This window comes from Methanobacterium subterraneum (assembly GCF_002813695.1).
Classification (GTDB): Archaea; Methanobacteriota; Methanobacteria; order Methanobacteriales; family Methanobacteriaceae; genus Methanobacterium; species Methanobacterium subterraneum.
On the sequence record NZ_CP017768.1, the window covers coordinates 723,259 to 743,457 of the forward strand.

General features: G+C 30.8%; 10 protein-coding genes. 7 read left to right on the forward strand and 3 right to left on the reverse strand.

Features of this window, described 5'->3' with window-relative positions:
• Positions 1-9: 9 nt before the first annotated feature.
• Both BK009_RS03430 and BK009_RS03435 read right to left on the reverse strand, forming a co-directional pair.
• On the reverse strand, positions 10-1,041 hold the full coding sequence (locus tag BK009_RS03430) for a hypothetical protein (protein ID WP_100909047.1): 1,032 nt from the start codon (positions 1,039-1,041) through the stop codon (positions 10-12).
• A 338-nt stretch (positions 1,042-1,379) separates the two neighbouring features.
• Complete coding sequence (locus BK009_RS03435) at positions 1,380-2,333, reverse strand: DUF4268 domain-containing protein (protein WP_100909048.1); 954 nt, start codon at positions 2,331-2,333, stop codon at positions 1,380-1,382.
• Between the two features lie 185 nt (positions 2,334-2,518).
• Here BK009_RS03435 and BK009_RS03440 point away from each other — a divergent pair, with 185 nt between their 5' ends.
• Genes BK009_RS03440 through pglX form a run of 4 tightly spaced genes read left to right on the forward strand, consistent with a single transcriptional unit; the run spans position 2,519 to position 10,935 of the window.
• On the forward strand, positions 2,519-3,106 hold the full coding sequence (locus BK009_RS03440) for a DUF1819 family protein (protein WP_157809693.1): 588 nt from the start codon (positions 2,519-2,521) through the stop codon (positions 3,104-3,106).
• A 13-nt stretch (positions 3,107-3,119) separates the two neighbouring features.
• Positions 3,120-3,701, forward strand: a complete 582-nt coding sequence (locus tag BK009_RS03445) for a DUF1788 domain-containing protein (RefSeq protein WP_100909050.1) — start codon at positions 3,120-3,122, stop codon at positions 3,699-3,701.
• 59 nt (positions 3,702-3,760) lie between these two features.
• A complete protein-coding gene (gene brxC / locus BK009_RS03450) occupies positions 3,761-7,354 on the forward strand; it encodes a BREX system P-loop protein BrxC (protein ID WP_100909051.1) in 3,594 nt (1,197 codons plus the stop codon).
• A gap of 11 nt (positions 7,355-7,365) precedes the next feature.
• A complete protein-coding gene (gene pglX, locus BK009_RS03455; protein WP_100909052.1) occupies positions 7,366-10,935 on the forward strand; it encodes a BREX-1 system adenine-specific DNA-methyltransferase PglX in 3,570 nt (1,189 codons plus the stop codon).
• A gap of 60 nt (positions 10,936-10,995) precedes the next feature.
• Here pglX and BK009_RS03460 read toward each other — a convergent pair whose 3' ends face one another.
• The gene (locus BK009_RS03460) at positions 10,996-13,830 is read right to left on the reverse strand and encodes a tetratricopeptide repeat protein (RefSeq protein ID WP_169923152.1); all 2,835 of its coding nucleotides are present in this window, start codon (positions 13,828-13,830) and stop codon (positions 10,996-10,998) included.
• 634 nt (positions 13,831-14,464) lie between these two features.
• Between BK009_RS03460 and BK009_RS12610 the strand changes: the two genes are divergently transcribed.
• The 3 genes from BK009_RS12610 to brxL all read left to right on the forward strand — a co-directional run bounded on the left by BK009_RS12610 (position 14,465) and on the right by brxL (position 20,199).
• Positions 14,465-15,433 carry a transposase gene (locus BK009_RS12610; protein WP_236951025.1) on the forward strand — a complete coding sequence of 323 codons (969 nt, stop codon included), beginning with the start codon at positions 14,465-14,467 and terminating at the stop codon, positions 15,431-15,433.
• A gap of 154 nt (positions 15,434-15,587) precedes the next feature.
• On the forward strand, positions 15,588-18,101 hold the full coding sequence (gene pglZ, locus BK009_RS03470; protein WP_100909054.1) for a BREX-1 system phosphatase PglZ type A: 2,514 nt from the start codon (positions 15,588-15,590) through the stop codon (positions 18,099-18,101).
• Positions 18,102-18,126: 25 nt separating this feature from the next.
• On the forward strand, positions 18,127-20,199 hold the full coding sequence (gene brxL / locus BK009_RS03475) for a protease Lon-related BREX system protein BrxL (protein WP_236951026.1): 2,073 nt from the start codon (positions 18,127-18,129) through the stop codon (positions 20,197-20,199).

Below are 20,199 nucleotides of genomic sequence, written 5' to 3' on the forward strand. Positions count from 1 at the left end.
AATTATTAATCAGGGCATACAGAAAAAGGAGGCAATTAGTAAAAATACGGAAAAAATAATTGAAGGAATAATAATCGAATTAAAAGGAATTTCATAATTTTCACGTCTTAATGAAAGATATAAAGTTAAATAAGATACTTGAAGAATTAAATATGTGAAAAGGAATGAAAAAATAAGATTTACTGTACCCGAATTAGAGTTTTTAACAAAATTAAAGCCTTCATAACCAATAAATAAAAGTAAAAATCCGAATAATGGAATTAAATAAAATTTATGTTTATTAACAACTTTATAAGATAGTTCTAATTCTACAGATTCTTCATTTAAATCATTTAAAATATTAGTATATGATTTTTTATTCAAAACAATATTGTAACTCTCTTTACCATCCATTCTAACTACATGAGGTTTACCAATCTTTAGTTTATTTTCATCTTCCAATGTTAAAATACCTAATTTTGTGCTGGTAAAATCATTAATTAACCTCATACCTCTAGGAACTATTACATTAAAAACAGGTTGAGTGGGCCCTTCAGCGATTACCCTGCTTTGGTAACCCGGCCGCCTCCATAAACTAATTGGTGATACTTGATAATCTTTACAAGTAATAATGGAATTCTTATTTCTAAAAGAATCCCATTTTTCTAAAATACGTGTTTGAATATTCAGATCCCATCTTTTTTCAAAAAATGGACATGGATCAATGTATTCAATTTCGATTTGAACATGATGTAAGTCCTGTTTTTCCCCTTCAACAGTTTCTTTTACACTAGGAAATCGATTTAAGGGATCTAAATTTACTGCAATTACAATAGTTTCATCTTGAACATATTTTGCAGGAATGCTTTCAGTGACATCAATGAAAGGAAGAGATGTTCCTGAATTCCTATCTTTTATTTTAAGATTTACAAACCGGTTAATTAAGTATACATACAATATATCTTCATCAGTATAAAAATCAGTGATTTTTTGGTAAATCTTCGCATCGGCAGGCGATAACAAGTCTTCTATGTTTAGATAAGACTGTTTAATTAAAATCATACGCCACGCAAATTTAAAAATAGTAATTGAAAAAATTAGTTACCTTTAGGGGACTTTTCCCCTTTGTGAACGTTTTCTTTTGAGGGCACACTTCGAGCTGTCCCTATTCTATGAACCCTCGCATTAAGAGCAGGCATTGAATTTCCGTTTCTAGTCATTAGTTTAACCCCCAATTGACATTTAAATTTATTATTATTCAATTATATAAATCTTGTTTGAAAAAATTTGAATCGATGACTTAAATTATATCTATAAAAAAATTAGTAGTACTTTCTTAAATATATTTCGGATCTAAGTTAGCATACTAATTAATTTAAGCTTAATGAACCTACTAAATTTCATTCAATGTCACGTTTTATTTTTTGAATAGCATTTTTAAACTTTGGCAACCATTCTATACTCCATTCAATTAGGAAATCTTTTTCTTTTTCTGAAAGATTCAATATATCTGCTTCAGCATCACAATATAAATTAATTCTAGTTGCTTTAACTCCTTCTTTTTTATCAAATTCAATCTCTGCACCTACATCTTTTTCTATAAAGTCTTTTTTGACGACAATCCTGTCGAAAATTTCGTGTGGGTGCATTTTAGCATTCCCTTTTATATATAAATTTATTAAAAATGACCCGTGACTGAATTTTAAAATATATTCTAATCCACTTCCCCCAAAACACATGATCAGATAACTTCTATTTACTGACCACATTCCCGGTTTAATATTGGGATAAACTTCTTTAAATCGATTTACAAGCTTAATCCAAAACTTTTCATATTCTATTTGCCTATCAGATAATTTGGTTTCCCTTTTAACTTGTTTTTCCCATTCATCAGGTTTAGCAACTACTAGAAATTCAAGGGCAGGATCACTATCCCCAACTCTAATCAATCTAGGTTTTATACAGAAAAAGGCAATATTTTCGTTTGATATCTGGTTTAAATGGTTAATTGCAGTTAAGTGTTCGTTGTTAAAGTTTTCTGCTATCCAAACAACAACTTCTGCATTAATACCGGCCATGTAGGTCATTAATTGACCAAGATGAGTGTGATTAGTGGTGCCGTATTGGTTTTCAATGGCGATTTTCCTGTCTGTACCTGCTTCATAGGCTAATATATCCAGGCGATAATTACCAATGGGTACTTCAGTTTCAGCATCAGCAATATCGATTCCTATTAAATTACCCAAATAATCAATATTCTTTTGAAGCCAGGGAGTAAAATCACGGTCTTCAAATTGGAACAGATCGTTTAAGGGAAATTCATTGATAGTTGCTAAATTGATTTCTTTTGCCATATATTCACCTTATTTTAAATATTAACAGCAGTTTGAGTCATTTTTTTATTAATTTTTATAATAGTACTATCTAGAAATTCTATATACATTGAATAGCATTTATAATTTTGAAAACCGTAAACACAAACATTATTTATGCTAAATACAAATTAATTTCATCACAACTTTACTTGGAGTATTAAATGATGAAATATAGTGCCGGATTGATTTCAAAGTCATATTGGTATTTAGAATCCAAAAAAACAGCCAAGTATATGTTAGATGGATTAAGTAGGAAACAAATTGTGGAATTAGCTATTTCTGATAATATTTATCAAGTTGAGTCTGAGTATAGATCAAAAACTATTGCTAATTCTATCTATACACGTCTGATCAGTTTACCTGAGGATATCCTTGAAGCCATTGTTAACTCCGACATAACTACATCAAAAATTTTAGTTTTAATTTCAATTATGAAAACTGATCGCCTTTTCTTTGAATTTATGCACGAAGTTTTCCGAAATAAGGTTATAACTGGTGACTTAACGATTGAAGAAAGAGATCTGAATATATTTTTTGATGGAAAGAAAATTCAAAGTGAAATTATAGATAAATGGGTTTACACAACTATTAGAAGTTTAAAATCAGGATATCTCAAAATGATAACTGAATCCGGACTTTATAATTACGAGTCAAAGGAGATAAAACTCCCCATATTCGATTACAAAGTTCAACAACTTTTACTTGAAAATGATCTGGCACCCTACTTGTATGCAATAACCGGAGAAAAATAGTTTGGTGATTTAATTGGATTCTATTGATGAACGATTGAATAGAATTGAAAGTATAATAAAAAAAGATTCCTTTCGAAAGAATAAAGGATTAGGGAATGAAGTAGGCTATTATATATTTGATTACGATCCCCAAAATGAAATAAAAGTACGTGAATATATTGAACATTTGAAAAATAAGGTTAACGATAGTCCTAATTCATCTTTTAAAATACTTGAATTTGATTTATACAATATTATTATCGAAATTCTCAGTGAAAAGGGATACTTAGATAAAATATTTGAATTTGAGAAGGAGAAAGGTAGGGAGTTTACTAAAAAAGCTATTAATAATTTATTGAAGTTGAGTAGTGAATCTAACTTAATTGTAAACTATATCAAAGAAAATACAAGTCTAAACTCTGTGGTTTTCATAACTGGGGTGGGTAAAAGCTATCCTTTACTTAGATCACACAATGTTCTCAATAATTTACACCAAGTTTTAGATGAAGTTCCAGTGGTTATGTTCTTCCCAGGAGCATATTCCGGCAATGATTTAATCCTTTTTGGAACCATTCATGATAATAATTATTATAGGGCTTTCCCTTTAGTTGAATGAGTTTAATAAGCCATTATTAACGTTGAAACAAATTAGATAACAAAGGTAGGGGAGTAAAAATGAATATCAGTCAAATGTTTGAAAAACAAATTGATAGGGATATTAAGGGAGTTATTAAAGTAGGTCAACATGATCAAGAGAATATCTATCAAGAATTAAATGAATACGTGGTTACCAATGAGTTATCTAAACACTTCAGGGAATTCTTTGAGAATTATAGGAAAGGAATTGAAGCACCTACCGATGATATGGGAGTATGGATTTCGGGGTTCTTTGGTAGTGGTAAATCTCATTTTCTAAAAATATTATCCTATATCCTGGAAAATAAAGAAGTTAAAGGCAGAAATGCCATTGATTTTTTCAAAGAAGATAATAAGATTGATGATGCTTTAATAATAGCGGATATGAGCCTGGCAGAGAATGTTTCCACTGATGTTATATTATTCAATATTGATTCAAAGGCTGAATATAGTAACGAACCCATATTAAATGTTTTTTTAAGAGTTTTCAATCAAATGCAAGGTTTTTGTGTAGAAAGTCCTTTTTTAGCAGATCTTGAAAGAAACCTAACCAAGAAAGATCTTTTCATTAAATTTAAAATAAAGTTCAAAGAAGATAATGGGGATGAATGGGAAAATAAACGATCTGAATTCATATTTATTCAAGATGAAGTTATTAAATCCCTGGTTGACATAGAATTCTTTAGTAGTATCGATGCTGCCAAAAACTGGGCTGGCAAAGTAAATGAAGATTATTCTATATCAATTGAAAAATTCGCCACTTTAGTAAAAGAATATTGTGATAGTAAAGGCGATAACCATCATGTGGTCTTTTTAGTAGATGAAATTGGCCAGTACATTGGAGATAACTCCAAATTAATGCTTAACTTACAAACTGTAACTGAAGACTTAGGAGTCATGTGTCAAGGTAAAGCCTGGATCATAGTCACCAGTCAACAGGATATTGATTCTCTAATGAAAGTCCCTGGAAATGACTTTTCCAAAATCCAGGGAAGATTCAAAACCAGATTATCCTTATCATCAGCTAATGTGGATGAAGTAATAAGGAAAAGAATACTTGCTAAAAATCCAACTGCAACTCAAACCTTAGAAGCATTATACGAGGAAAAAGAAGCTATATTAAAGAATTTAATTTCTTTTTCATCAGACACTGCTGAGAAGAAAATGTATAGTAATAGTAAAGACTTTGCAGCAGTATACCCCTTCATACCCTACCAATTTAACTTACTGGGAAATGTTTTAACCTCCATCCGGGAACATGGTGCATCAGGTAAACACCTGGCAGAAGGTGAAAGATCCATGCTAGCCCTATTCCAGGAATCAGCCATATCGTTAATGGATAAAGAATTAGGGATTTTAATGCCATTTAATATCTTTTATAATGCTTTGGATAAATTCATAGATCACACCCACCGTTCTGTGATTGTCAAGGCCATGGACAACCAATTCCTTGATGAATTTGATGTGGAAGTCCTTAAAGTCCTATTTATGATTAAGTATGTTAAGGAGATCAAAGCCAACCAGGAGAATCTAACTACTTTAATGGTCAGTGATATTGATGAGGATCGGGTTCTTTTACGGGAGAAAATTGAAAAATCCCTGAAAAGATTAGTGGGACAAACCTTGGTTCAAAAAAACGGGGACATATATTCATTTTTAACCAATGAAGAACAGGAAATCACCATTGCCATTAAACATGAGCACGTGGATACTGGGGAAACCTTAAATGAAGCTTCAAATGTCATATTTGAAGATATTTTTCCAGATAAAAAATATAGACATAGTACCCGTTACAATTTCCCCTTCAACCAAGTGATAGATGATCAGTACCGGGGAAACAGGCAATCAGCTGATATTGGAGTTAGAATAATAACCTCCTATCATGAATTAAAAGACTCAATTGAAGGATCCCAAACAGTGTTATCAGAGCAATCTCAAAGGGAAAAAACTTCAACCATTCTTAGAGGATTATCCGATAACAATAATGAAGTTATCATCCATCTAACCGATGACATGACTGTTTTAGATGAAATTGAAGAACTACTCCAAATAAATAAATATTTAACCAAACACAGTGCGGAATTATCCCAACGTTCCAAGACCATTCTCATAGCTAAACAACAAGAAGTCTCAGAGAAAAGGGAAAGAATCAAACTATTTTTAGAAGAAGCACTTAAACATGCTGATATCTATGTTAAAGGGGATAAAGTAGATATTAAAGAAAAAAATCCCACAGATAGGATCAATGATGCTTTAAATAAACTGGTTAAAAAGATTTATCATAAATTACATTATATGAAGACTGCTCCGGTCAAGTCAGACATAATCAATATTTTAAGAGATACTTCCCAGGAGAAGTTTGGTAAATCTGATAATGTGGATAATCATTTAGCAATTGATGATCTGGATCGATACATTGAGCAGGAAACCAATGTTCATTCTAAACCATCAATTAAAGCTATTTTAAACAGGTACAATAGGGCACCTTATGGTTTTGTTGATTTAGATATAGAATGGTTAATTGCCACCCTGTTTGCCCAAAAAAGGATTTATCTAGTGAAAAATGCCCAGAACATTTCACTTAAAACTAATAGTGCCGAAGATATCTTGAAGTTTATAACTGAAAGGAAGTTTCAAGATAAGATCCTGATTGATAAAAAACAGGATACAAAACCTCGTCAAATTAAAGATGTTAAAGAGGTTTTAAGAGACTTCTTTGATGTGGTTCATACTACCGATGATGATGAAGCTTTAATGGAACTTTTCCAGGATAAATCCATCATCCGACTTAATCAGATTAAGGATATAAGTCTGGAATATAAAATTGAAGAGAGATATCCTGGGAAACTGGTTATTGAAGAATCAAAGGATCTTCTGCGTGATGTTACTGCCATTAATTCATTGAATCAATTTTTTGATTTTGTTAGTGAACATAGGGAAGACTTTTTAGGTATTGCTGAAGAATTCGAGTCAGTTTTGAATTTCTTTGAAGGTACTCAGAAGGATATTTTTAAAAAGGCCTGTGAAGCCACAGATCTTTACAATAAAAACAAAAATTTCATCAAAGATGCTGAATTGAAGAAAATTGATGGCCAACTTAAGGATATAATTGAGATGCCAAGTCCATTTTCCCATATTCATGAGCTTCCAGAATTATATGATAATTTTGATAATTTACACCAAACAATTTTGGAAAATGAATCAGAACCTATAAAACAAAGCATCGACACGGATTTAAATCATGTTGTAGAAGAACTTGACTCTGAAGAGTTAAAAGAAGAATTTGAAGAAACATTCAAACAAAGATTCCATGAACTTCTAGATAAACTAATTAATTCCCAGGAGATTTCAGTTATTAAGGGAATTCGTGAAGAAAGCAATAATTTGGTTATTGGGTGTTTATCGGAAGTTGATAAATTCCGAGTGGAAACTGGTAATGAAGGAGGGGAAGTTACAAGTCCCACACCTCCTAGACCCCAAAAGAAGAAAAAATATTTGAACATAAAGACTATTTCTCATACTACCAGGGTTTCGATTAAAAATGAAGATGATATTGATTACTTTGTGGAAAATCTGAGAAAGGAACTTAAGAAAGAATTAGAAGATAACGATGAAATTGATTTAAGTATTTAAGGGGAGTCTTCATGGATAAAAAGGCCATCAAAACATTTGCTATTGAATCAAGGAAGAAATTGATCGAAGAAGTGAAGTACCAGGCAAGTTTATTGGGAATAACTGCAAAAGGTATTGCCGAACCTGTGGAAAAAGCAGAGGGAATTGAAGTATACGATATAGGGGCATCCAATCCCAACACCATTTATGACGAGGCCATCAAACAACGTAAAAATTTAGTTAAACGAATAAATGAAAAAGGCTTTGATAATGTTGTAGAAGAAGTGGCATACACCTGGTTTAACCGGATAATAGCCATAAGATTCATGGAAGTTAACGATTATCTCCCCACCAGAGTTAGAGTTCTATCCAGTGAAACAGAAGGAAAAATAGAACCAGATATAGTTACTGAAGCATCACACATAGATTTAGACTTCACCGAAGAAGAAATAGAACAAATCTACCTGCTAAAGAATAATAATAAACTGGATGAGCTATTCAGATTACTATTCATTAAACAGTGCAACAAACTAAACGAAATATTACCTGAATTATTTGAAAAAACCACTGATTATACAGAATTATTATTATCAATCTCATTTACCAATGAAGAAGGTGTTGTTAGACAATTAATCGATAATATCTCTGAGGAAGACTTTAATGACCAAGTTGAGGTTATTGGTTGGTTATATCAATATTATAACACTGAATTAAAGGATGATACTTTTAAACAGCTCAAAAAACGTGTGAAAATTAGTAAAGAGAGAATACCTGCAGTTACACAACTTTTCACTCCAGATTGGATTGTACGATACATGGTTGAAAACTCCTTGGGAAGGTTATGGTTAGAATACCACCCTGATAGTAATCTTAAAGATAACTGGATATACTACCTGGAAGAAGCTGAACAAGAACCAGAAGTACAAATAGAACTAGCAAAAATACGAGAAGAATCCAAAAACCTCAAACCAGAAGACATTAAAGTCATTGACCCTGCTATGGGCAGTGGGCATATACTTATCTACGCCTTTGACGTATTAATGCAGATCTACACCTCAGCTGGATACTCAGATAAAGATGCAGCTGAATCCATACTAAAAAATAACCTCTACGGACTAGACATCGATGATCGAGCATACCAATTGGCCTATTTCGCAGTAATGATGAAAGGGAGATCATTCAACCGAAAAATATTCACCAAAAACGTAGAACCACAGATCTGCGCCATACAAGAAAGCAACAAAATAACTGATGAATTAATTAACTTTGTGGCAGATGGAGATCTAAATATACAAAAAGATCTCCGATATCTAGTCGAAACATTCAAGGATGCCAAAGAATATGGAAGCATAATTGATGTAAACCAATTAAATTTTAATTATATTTTAAATCGTGTTAATGAGATTAAAACTGATTATGGTGCTGATTTAAAAACTATGAAATTAAAAGAGAGTGTTATTAATATTTTATTACCTATTTTAAAGCAATCAGAAATATTTGCTAATAACTACGATATTGTAATTACTAACCCTCCATATATGGGCAAAAATGGTATGGATAAAAATTTAATAGATTATTTGAAGCTTAATTATCCTAAAACCAAATCTGATTTAAGCACTGTTTTTATTGAAAAAACATTGAACATGTGTAAAAATGGGGGATACATGAGCATGATAAATATCCCTGTATGGATGTTTTTATCAAGTTATGAAGATTTACGAGAAATTATAATTAAATTTAAAACTTTTATTAATATGTTACATTTTGGAAGGGGAATCTTTGGGTCTGATTTTGGTACAACTTCATTCATAATTAAAAATCAATATATTAATGGTTACAAAGCCACTTATAGGCAGTTATTTGAAAAAAAAAGTGCTGTAGATTCAATAAAGCAAAAAAAATCCTGGTTTTTTGAAGAACGTGACGATAAATACATAATAAACCAAAATAATTTTTTAAAAATTCCTGGTAACCCCATAGCTTATAGAGCAAATGAAAATTTATTAGATGCATTTGTTAATGGAAAAGAACTTTCTACTTTAGCTGATGCTAAACAGGGTCTTGCAACAGCTGATAATAACAGATTTTTAAGGTTTTGGTATGAACTGGATATATTTAAATGTGGGTTTGATTTTAAAGATCCAATATCTGCGAAAAATAGCCAAATGAAATGGTTCCCATATAACAAAGGAGGAGATTTCAGAAAATGGTATGGAAACCAAGAATACATGGTAAATTGGGAAAATGATGGATTTGAAATAAAAAATATTTATGATAAAAAAGGTAAATTAAGATCTAGACCTCAAAACACACAATTTTATTTTTTGGAATCTTTAAGTTGGTCTAAAGTAACCATTGGCACAATAGCATTTAGATATTACTCATATGGGTTTTTATTTGATGTTGCAGGGTGTTCAATATTTTTAAAACAAAACAAGTATTATTTATTAGGATTTTTAAACTCTAAAGTATGTGAAGAGATTCTGAGTTTTGTTTCTCCAACAGTAAATTATGAAGTTGGACATATATCTGCATTACCTCTTATTCAGTCAGTTGAAGAGGAAGAAAGTATTATAAAAATTGTTAAAGAGAATATTAATATAGCTAAAGAAGATTGGGATTCATTTGAAACTAGTTGGAACTTTAATATTCATCCTCTTCTAACATTTGATAGACACCATATTGAACGTGCATTTAACGAGTGGAAATCATTTAAACAAGACATATTTTCAAAACTAAAGTCTAATGAAATCAATATCAATAAATCCTTTATTGATATTTATAATGTTAACGGGGACATATCTCCAGATGTTGAAGATAAATATGTTACTTTAAATAAAGCTGATCTTTTAAAAGATGTTAAAAACTTTATTTCTTATTCTGTCGGATGCATGTTAGGCCGCTTCTCCCTGGACGAACAAGGCATAATTTACGCGGGTGGTCAATGGGACCCCTTGAAATACACTATTTTTGTTCCTGATGATGATAATATTATCCCTATTTTAGATACTGAGTACTTTGAGGATGATATTGTAGGTCAATTCGTGGAATTTGTTAAGGTCACCTTTGGTGAGGAGACTTTAGAAGAAAACCTGGACTTCATTGCCCAGGCCCTAAAAAATAAAGGAACCACTAGCAGAGAAGTTATTCGGAATTATTTCTTAACTGATTTTTATAAGGATCATGTGAAAACTTATAAAAAACATCCTATTTATTGGTTGTTTGATAGTGGTCGTGATAATGGGTTTAAGGCATTAATTTATATGCACCGTTATGAACCAGATTTGGTAGCTCGTATTAGAACTGATTATCTGCATAAAACTCAGAAGGCCCTGGAAACTACCATAGCTCATAATGATAGGATCATTGAAACTTCTACCAGTGCTTCTGAAAAATCTAAAGCAGTTAAGGCTAAGAATAAACTGGTTAAACAATTAGAAGAAACCAAGAAGTATGATGAAGCATTAGCCCATATTGCTAATCAGAAAATAGAAATAGATTTAGATGATGGAGTTAAAGTGAACTACGCTAAATTCCAAGGTGTGGAAGTGAGTAAAGAGGGTAAGAAAATTACTAAGATCGATTTGCTTAAAAAACTTTAAGAACTTATTTAAGGTATTTTTAATATTTATCATTCCTTTTTTAAATTTTATCTGACTTGTTTAATCACCTAGATCTCTATAATTTTTAAGAATTAACCTGTCTAAATTATAACGAATATTACAACTATTAGGATGATTTTGTCCTAAAACTTTAGTACTATTCTCTAGTGCCTGAGCAAATAATGGTATTGCGGCATCTACATCTCCTTTGTCTTGGAGTAACATTGCCATGTTATTAAGATTAATTGATGTTTGGGGGTGATCTGGCCCTAAAAATTTTTGATTAATTTTTAACGCTCGTTTTAATAAGGGTTCGGCAGCATTTAAATTTCCTTTGGCTTGAAGCACCATTGCCAAATTATTAAGGCTATTTGCTGTATCCGTATGTTCTGATCCAAAAATCCTTCTTCGGATATTTAAGGCTTGTCTGTGAAGTGATTCTGCACCATCTAAATCTTTTTTATCTTGAAGTAAATCTGCTAAATTATTTAGGATATTTGCGGTCTCAGAATGTTCTATTCCTAAACATTTCTTTTTTATTTGTAACACCTGCTTGTAAAGGCGTTCAGCGCCGCTTAAATCACCTCTACTATGAAGTACTAACGCCAAGTTATTAATACAAGATGCTGTTTCTGAATTTTCGGGACCGTAAATTTTCTCATGGATTTCTATTGAACGTCTTAGAACCAATTCAGCACCATTCAAATCCCCTTTAGATTGAAGCACTAATGATAAGTTATTAAGAATAGTTCCTATAGATGAATGATCTGGGCCAAAAGCATTTTCATTAATTTCTAGAGCACGTCTAAAGAGAAATTCAGCACCATCAAAATATGCATTTTCAGCAACAAAATCAGCTACTTGAAGATAATAACCACCAATTTCTTCTTCAGTTGTGTTTTTTTCGTGTTTTTCAAGCGCTTTTTTATATTCATCCACCATATTATATTTTGTTTTAATATGGTGCCAGTAATAAAATAATTCAAATTTTTTAGACTTTTTTATCATATTTATGAACATTTCAAGATCAACAATGGATTTTTTAAGTCTTTGCCAAGATTCTGCTTTGTCTAATTGATAAGGAAGTTCATCGATTCTACGATCATCAAGTTCTCTGGATTCAAAATAATCTGCTAATTTAAGACGTGAATTATTTTTTAAGTTATTATTAGGTAGATATAATTCATTTACAGCTTCTAATAATTCTCTATGGTAAAAAAATACTAAATTATCTACATACATTAAATAAGGTCTTAAAAGACGCATTAGTGCTGCTATATTTCCCTTAGGATCAGTTGGATCAATAAGATCTACTAATTCATTTTCTAAAAGTCCCTGTCTACTGACAGCGACCAGTGAACTAAATTCCGGTATTATTTTCGAACCTACTAAATTTCCTTCATCATCTCTAAATCCATCATCATTCTCTAAACGTTTTAATATCCATTTGAATAAAGATTTTACTGTTTCTGGTAATTTTGATATTGTATCTGTAATTTCATTATAGTGGCCTAATGTCCTAAGTTCTTCTAAAGCCATGAGTAAATAAAGAGGATTATTAGAATTTTTTTTGTTCATTAACGCTTTTTTTTGTTTTTGATCAAACATTTTACGGTATCTATTAAGAAATTCATCTATAATTATTTCAGTATCTGAAGATTCAAGTGGTGGAAGATATAATTCCTGAGAAATCTTTTGTTTTCTTAATAATTCTAATGTCGGACCAGACATTGTAGAAATTAAAATATGTACATTATTGGGTAGTTTATCTGGAAGCCATCTCAAATTATCAATATGATTAATCTGATTAATACCATCGATTAAAATAACTATGGGCTTTACATTAGAAGCTTGAAATAAAATTGAATAAAAATTATTCTTCAATTCCCCATAATTCTCAGTGATTTCTCCATCATAACCAATTACTTTATATAATTCATAGCTAAATCTACGCAAAACCTGTTGTGGATCAGTAGATCTAATAGTAGATCCTACAAAAAGAGGAAGGATTAATTCATTAGGATGATTTGTAACATACTCTTCGTAAAATTTCGCCATTATAGATGTTTTACCAATCCCAGGTTCCCCATATATAATTAGATAACCATTAACTTTCTTATTTTCAGTAAAATTTTTAAGTGTATCTATAATGTTTTTTCGGCTCCCTACAACGTAATTTTCAGTTTTTTTATTTAAAAAAGAATCTATAGCTACTTTTTCATCATCAAATTCATTGGAAGATATAATTTCTCCTAATCCAAGTTCTACATTTATACTGCTCATTATATCATTGTAAACTTGGTTTCCAAAAGATTCTAAATCTACAATTCTCTTTAAGTTATTATCCCACTTGCAAGGATAAATAAAATAAGATAAGCTTTTACATTCTACTTCATCCGGTTTAATTAATACTTTTCCTTTGATCTCAGGATTCATAATTTTTTCTTTGAGATATTTAAGCTGTTTTTCACTTTCACTATCTTTAAGTTCTTTATAATCATCATTAAATTCTGCAGGAATTGAATTAGTAATTTTTGCATCTCTTAAATAAAAAAATCTAAAAGTAGGAATATCTAATTTATCTAAAGCACCATAATAAATTTCTGATTCAGTTATAGAAATTTTTTTTTCTGGTGGAATCCAACCATATCTTCCACCGAGCATACACATAAAATAAGGATGACAATTATCTATTTCATCCATACATACGTCATATGCATCTTGGTCACTTGTTATACCCCATCTTAAATCTACATCAATCAAATATATTTTGTACTTAATCAAATCTTCCCTCAATCTTGGAAAAACAAATCTCACTAAATGATCTCTTTCTGCTTGCATATCTTTAAATGTTGAAGAAATGAAAATTTTAACAGTTTTCCATGAATTTTTCATAAAAATCCCCTTTATTGTGCAAGAATAACATTTTAAACCATTATATTTTTTTGCATAAACCCCTGATGTATCTAGCATTAATTGTTTTAACAAATCTTGTTTGTTTAGTGGAGAAATATTTCATAACATCATCATTACATAAAATAAATCAATTATACTTAAACCTTTTTCATCAACTTATAAAAGTACTCATTACCACTTAATATTTATTTTAAAGCTTTAAATATGAACAAATTTATGTTAAAACTAAAGAATTCAAAATATAATGAGTTTAATAATTATTCAAGGAGTTATTTGACTTATATGCATCAAAGAAAAATTTTCATTAATCATTAACTTTTTCCGCAACTTTTCATCAATCTGCTTCAACCTATAATAATGTTGATCAGTCAAATTAGTATTACATGATTTATTAATATTTTGGAAATTAATCGTAAAATCTTACTAAAAATAATGGCTTTGTAGAAACCCTTATTTTTTTTTATTTGAAGTTGAGGTTTTTTGTAGATTTTTTTATAAAAAAAATTTTTAAGTTTTAAGTTTCGTTTTTCCTGTTTTCACTTGAAATTACAGCTACATATTTTTAAAACAGGTTGTTAAAGTATTTATAATGAGAAAGGGGAATAATATTATTATGATTAGCGAAATCTATTATTCCCCTGTTTATAGTGGAGTTTCAAAGCAGTTAAATCTTTTGGATTTTAGTTTTAAAAATTCTAATATTCAATGTTTAAAAAGTGTTTTAAACAAGAATAGTGAATTAAAAGAAAATAAACTGGTGAAATTCATCGAAAGAACGTATTATTATGTTAAAATAGCGATAAATAAGTATTCTAATGCTTTTTCAAATCATTTATATTCACAACATGCTTTATTCACAATATTGGCCATGAAAATTTACACAAAATCAACATATCGTGAAATAATTGATTTTATTGATGTTTCAGACATAATTAAGAAATATTTGAGAATAAAAAAGGTTCCACACTTTACAACGATCCAAAAATTTTTTAAAAGACTCCCTTCAAAACAAATTAGAGAAATTAACCATTTAATATTATCATTAAACGATATTAGAGCAGATATAATAGCATTAGACGGCTCTGGTTTTACTAATGATTATGCAGACAAGTATTATGCAAAAATACGGCAAAAAGAAAGAAAAAGCTACATAAAAAACCACTTAACAATAGACGTAAAAACACGCCTTATTTTATATTATCAAACATCACGTGGACCAAAATACGACACACAATTTGCAAAACCCGCATTAAGACAAATCAAAAAGTATAAACCACATTACATAGTAGCAGACAAAGCATATGACACAGAACCAATAAGAAAATGCATAAATGAAGAACTCAAAGCATTTGACCAAATACCCCTCAAAAAAAGAGCAAAAAAAGGACAATACAGACTAAAAAGCCCAACAATATTCCGACACAAAATATACATAAACAGAAACAATATAGAAAGCATATTTTCAGTAATAAAAAGAAAATTCGATGGTACAAACCACAGCAGAAGCACACAACTATCAAACAAAGAAACCAAACTCAAAAACACAGTATACAACATCTACAGATCAACACAAATCAACTAAAAAAAAGGGTTTCTACAAAGCCAAAATAATTAAATAATCCTATTAAACATACTCTATGATAATAAATAGAATTTAACCATTTTCATACATATAGAACTATAATTTAATAGATAATCATAAAATGTGTTGAATTAAAGATTCAAATGGTGCACTCATGAATTTAAAATACATTCAACAAAAACTCAATGAAATGTTCACTGATGATTCCAGACAACTTGTTTTTTGGTACGATGACAAGGCCGAGTTTGGCGAAGAAATCAATAATTTACAACTTGATAATGCCCAAGTTTACCATTTAAAACAAGATAACTGGTTACGCGCTAAATATTTACTGGAAATTGAAGACACTACCCACAACTACTTGATCTATGCACCATTCCCCCAACCAGAAGACAAAGATAACTACCTAGCAGATATGGCCTATTTTGCTACACCATTTAGTGCTGATAAAATCTCACTCATCACTCAGGAGTTAAATATTCCAGATAAGTATAAATCTGTTTTAAAGAAATATCCTAAATTTTGGAATGCTAATAGTCGAGTTAATAGCTTTAAAGATTTGAATATTGAAAAATATTCAGAAAGAAAGATTAAAGTTGCTATTTTATGTGTTTTAGCCAGAGTAAAAATCGTTAGTTTTGATGAACTCCTAAGAAAAGTGCTCATGGAAGATAATTTAGATAAAAATAAATATTTAATTGAATTTGAGAAGATGGGTATTTTAGATGATTTCTGGGAACTTTCTCGTGAAAAATACGGTTTTGAAGATAAAAATCCAACAATTGAGAAGTTTTTAATTTCCTTAATAATTACTTACACATCTACCCAGTTTAAAGGAAACATACCTAAAGCCTGGGAAAAACTTTTATCACCTAAAAAGAATAACATTTCTGTTTTTATAAATAATTTAATGAGTAACACTAATTATAAAGACCAGTACAATACTGTTTCCAGTTTAATAGCTAAAAAAATGAATTTAGAGAGTCATCTGAAAAGAATCAATGTGGAGAACTATTTTGATTGTGATAGCTTTGAAATATTTGATGAAAATATCACTCTTCACCTGACTGATTTACTGGTAAGTAACCAGGAAGAACTTCCCATACTTTATGATCTATTACCTGAAAGACAAAAAACTCACTTTTATAAAAAATATGCTAATCATTATGAAGTTATAAAATGGGCTAATTTTCTAATCAAACAGGTAAATGAGTTTTCGGGTGAACCCTACCTGGATAAAATTGACGATATCATAACTAAATATTGTGATGAATGGTCCTTTATCGAAAGATCATACCGTAAATTCTATTATTCCTATGATAAAATCCATGATACTAACAGATTCCACAAACTACGGCAATTAATTGAAAATATGTATACCAATACATATCTTACGAAAGTAGCCATGTTATGGTCTGATAAACTGGAAGAAATTGGTTCTATTAAGGATTTACCCATAGATAAGCAGTATAATTTCTATAAAAGTAACGTTTCTCGTGCAGTGAAAAAACAAAAAACTGCGGTTATTATTTCTGATGGATTTAGATATGGATGTGCATCTGAATTAAAAGATGAATTAAACTTAGATCCAATGAGAAAATCAACAATAAAACCTATGATCTCATCCATCCCTTCAAAGACAGATTTAGGAATGGCCTGTTTACTTCCCCATGACAAGATAGAATTTAATACTAAGTATAATGTCTTAGTGGATGGTAAACCGTGTGCAAGCACACCGGATAGACAAAAAATCTTAGAAAAATATCATCAGGACTCATTGGCCTTGACATATGACGAAATAATGTCTTTAAATCAGGAAAATCTTAGGAAAAAACTGAAAAATAAAACTCTTATCTATATTTATCACAATCAAATTGATGCTAGAGGAGATAAACCTGCCACTGAAAATGAAGTGTTTACAGCTTGCGAAGAGGCTATTTGGGAGATAAACAGATTAATTACCAAATTAACCAACGAAGCATTTTTTGCCAATTATTTCATTACTGCTGATCACGGTTTCATTTATAAAAGGGACAAGTTAAATGAAAGTGATAAAGTTGATCTAACCTCTAAAAGTGTTGTTGAAAAAAATAAAAGATATCTATTATCCAAAGAAGAATTAAATATCGAAGGAACCATCAATTGTACTTTAGATTATTTAGATATGGACGAACTTTATGTTACCGTTCCTAGAGGTGTTGATGTATTCAAAGTTCAGGGTGCAGGTCAAAATTATGTTCATGGAGGGGCATCCCTGCAGGAAATGATTGTCCCTATGATACATGTTAAATCTAAAATGGGTAGTAAAAATCAGGAATTTGTTGAATTAAACCCTATTTTACTTAATAATAGGATTACTAACTTAAGCACAATTTTAACTTTTGCTCAAAAAGAAAATATTTCAAGTCGTATCCTGCCTTTAGAAGCTAAACTTTACTTTGAAGATGAAGATGGCGAGAAAATATCCAACGAAGTGATTATTTATGCCAATAAGAAAGTAGATTCAGCTAAAGATAGGGAATTTAAAGAGAAATTTACTTTAAGGAATAGAACCTACTCTAAAAGCAGTAAATATTATCTGGTAATGAAAAATTTGGAGAATGATGTTGAAATCAATCGCTGGGAATTTATTATAGACATTGCAATTTTAGATGACTTTGAATTTTAAAATTTGATCTACTTGGAGGGGTATGATGGATGATTCTAATCAAATGGAAAATTTTCATGATGATCTAAGTGAAGATTTGAATACCAAATTAAATGATAACTTTGCAGGAAGAATTGTTCGAAAGGATTTAACTAAAAAGATTAAAGAAGGGGCCAATGTCCCAGTATACGTTCTGGAATACCTTTTAGGTAAATATTGTGCCACCACCGAAGAGTCACTCATCCACCAAGGAGTGGAAAATGTTAAAAAAATACTCGCAGAGAATTATGTAAGGCCTGATGAAGCTCAAAAAATTTTATCAAAACTAAGGGAATCTGGTAGTTACACTGTAATTGACACTGTTACAGTGAGGTTAAATTATAAACTTGACCGATATGAAGCTGATTTCTCGAATCTTGGTTTATCAGGTGTACCCATAGCTAAAGAATACCCATCCAAATACGAAAGATTATTAGGTGGGAATATTTGGTGTATGATTAATTTCGAATACTTCTTTGATGAAGCTGATCAAAGAAGGAATCCATTTATTATAAAAAAATTATCTCCTATTCAAATGCCTAATCTTGATTTAGAAGAAATAATTGTTGGTAGGGATAACTTCACCAAAGAACAATGGATTGATGTGCTTCTAAGATCCTGTGGTATGGAACCAACACAATTTGATGAAAGGGTTAAATGGTTACTCTTAGCCAGACTCATCCCTCTAGTTGAAAATAACTTTAATCTATGTGAATTAGGCCCTCGTGGAACTGGTAAATCACATGTTTACCGGGAAATATCACCTAACAGCATATTAGTTTCTGGTGGGCAGACAACTGTGGCTAATTTGTTTTACAACATGTCCACCAAGTTAATTGGTTTAGTGGGTATGTGGGATTGTGTGGCCTTTGATGAAGTTGCTGGGATCCATTTTAAAGATAAAGATGGAGTTCCTATAATGAAGGATTATATGGCTTCTGGTTCATTTTCTAGAGGTAAAGATGAAAAGAATGCATCCGCTTCCATGGTTTTTGTGGGAAACATTAACCAAAGTGTAGATGTTTTACTTAAAACTTCAAGCCTTTTTGATCCTTTCCCTGAGGATATGGGTAAAGATACTGCATTTTTTGATCGTATGCATTGTTATGTTCCTGGTTGGGAGATACCTAAATATCGTCCAGAGTTTTTCACTAATGATTATGGTTTTATTACCGATTATTTATCTGAATTCATGCGGGAAATGCGTAAAAGATCCTATGCTGATGCATTAGATGATTACTTTAAATTAGGGAATAATTTAAACCAGCGAGATGTTGTGGCGGTTCGAAAAATGGTCTCAGGATTAATTAAACTAGTTTATCCCAATGGAGTATATGATAAAGAGGATATTCGAGAGATACTAGTTTTTGCTTTGGAAAGCCGGAGAAGGGTTAAAGAGCAACTGAAAAAGATTGGTGGTATGGAATTTTATGATGTCAACTTCTCATACATTGATAATGAAACATTACAAGAAGACTTTGTTTCAGTTCCAGAGCAAAGTGGGGGTAAATTAATCCCAGAGGGCATTCATAAACCCGGACATCTTTACACTGTTGGTCAAGCCGATAAGGGAATGATTGGAGTCTTTAAAATTGAAACTGAGATGATGAATGGTACTGGAAAGTTCAACTGCACTGGCATTGGCTCTAAAAAAGAAGTCAAAGAAGCAATCAACACTGCTTACAGTTACTTGAAGTCCAATAGTTCAAATGTTAGTGGAACCATTAGCACTAAGAATAAAGATTATTTAATGCAGGTCCAAGATTTAAATGGTGTGGGGATGACCAAGTATTTAGCTTTAGCCTCATTTGTAGCATTATGTTCAGCAGCATTAAATAAACCAGTCTTAGCAAGCACAGCTATACTAGGTAGTATCAGTATTGGTGGAACAATCCTAAAAATTGAAGAACTAGCTAATATATTGCAGGTCTGTTTAGATAGTGGAGCTAAAAAAGTTTTAATTCCTATTAGTTCTAGTGCTGATTTAACTAATGTTCCCCCAGAATTGATAGGTAATTTTAGTTTGATTTTCTATCAGTCAGCTGAAGATGCTGTTTTTAAGGCGTTGGGTGTTGAATAA

What these genes read in the sequence shown, in the direction of transcription:
- brxC (WP_100909051.1), top strand. Translation starts at nt 3,761, where the DNA reads ATGAATATCAGTCAAATGTTTGAAAAACAAATTGATAGGGATATTAAG.
- brxL (WP_236951026.1), top strand. Translation starts at nt 18,127, where the DNA reads ATGGATGATTCTAATCAAATGGAAAATTTTCATGATGATCTAAGTGAA.
- BK009_RS03430 (WP_100909047.1), bottom strand. Translation starts at nt 1,041, where the DNA reads ATGATTTTAATTAAACAGTCTTATCTAAACATAGAAGACTTGTTATCG.
- BK009_RS03460 (WP_169923152.1), bottom strand. Translation starts at nt 13,830, where the DNA reads ATGAAAAATTCATGGAAAACTGTTAAAATTTTCATTTCTTCAACATTT.
- BK009_RS03440 (WP_157809693.1), top strand. Translation starts at nt 2,519, where the DNA reads ATGAAATATAGTGCCGGATTGATTTCAAAGTCATATTGGTATTTAGAA.
- pglX (WP_100909052.1), top strand. Translation starts at nt 7,366, where the DNA reads ATGGATAAAAAGGCCATCAAAACATTTGCTATTGAATCAAGGAAGAAA.
- pglZ (WP_100909054.1), top strand. Translation starts at nt 15,588, where the DNA reads ATGAATTTAAAATACATTCAACAAAAACTCAATGAAATGTTCACTGAT.
- BK009_RS12610 (WP_236951025.1), top strand. Translation starts at nt 14,465, where the DNA reads ATGATTAGCGAAATCTATTATTCCCCTGTTTATAGTGGAGTTTCAAAG.
- BK009_RS03435 (WP_100909048.1), bottom strand. Translation starts at nt 2,333, where the DNA reads ATGGCAAAAGAAATCAATTTAGCAACTATCAATGAATTTCCCTTAAAC.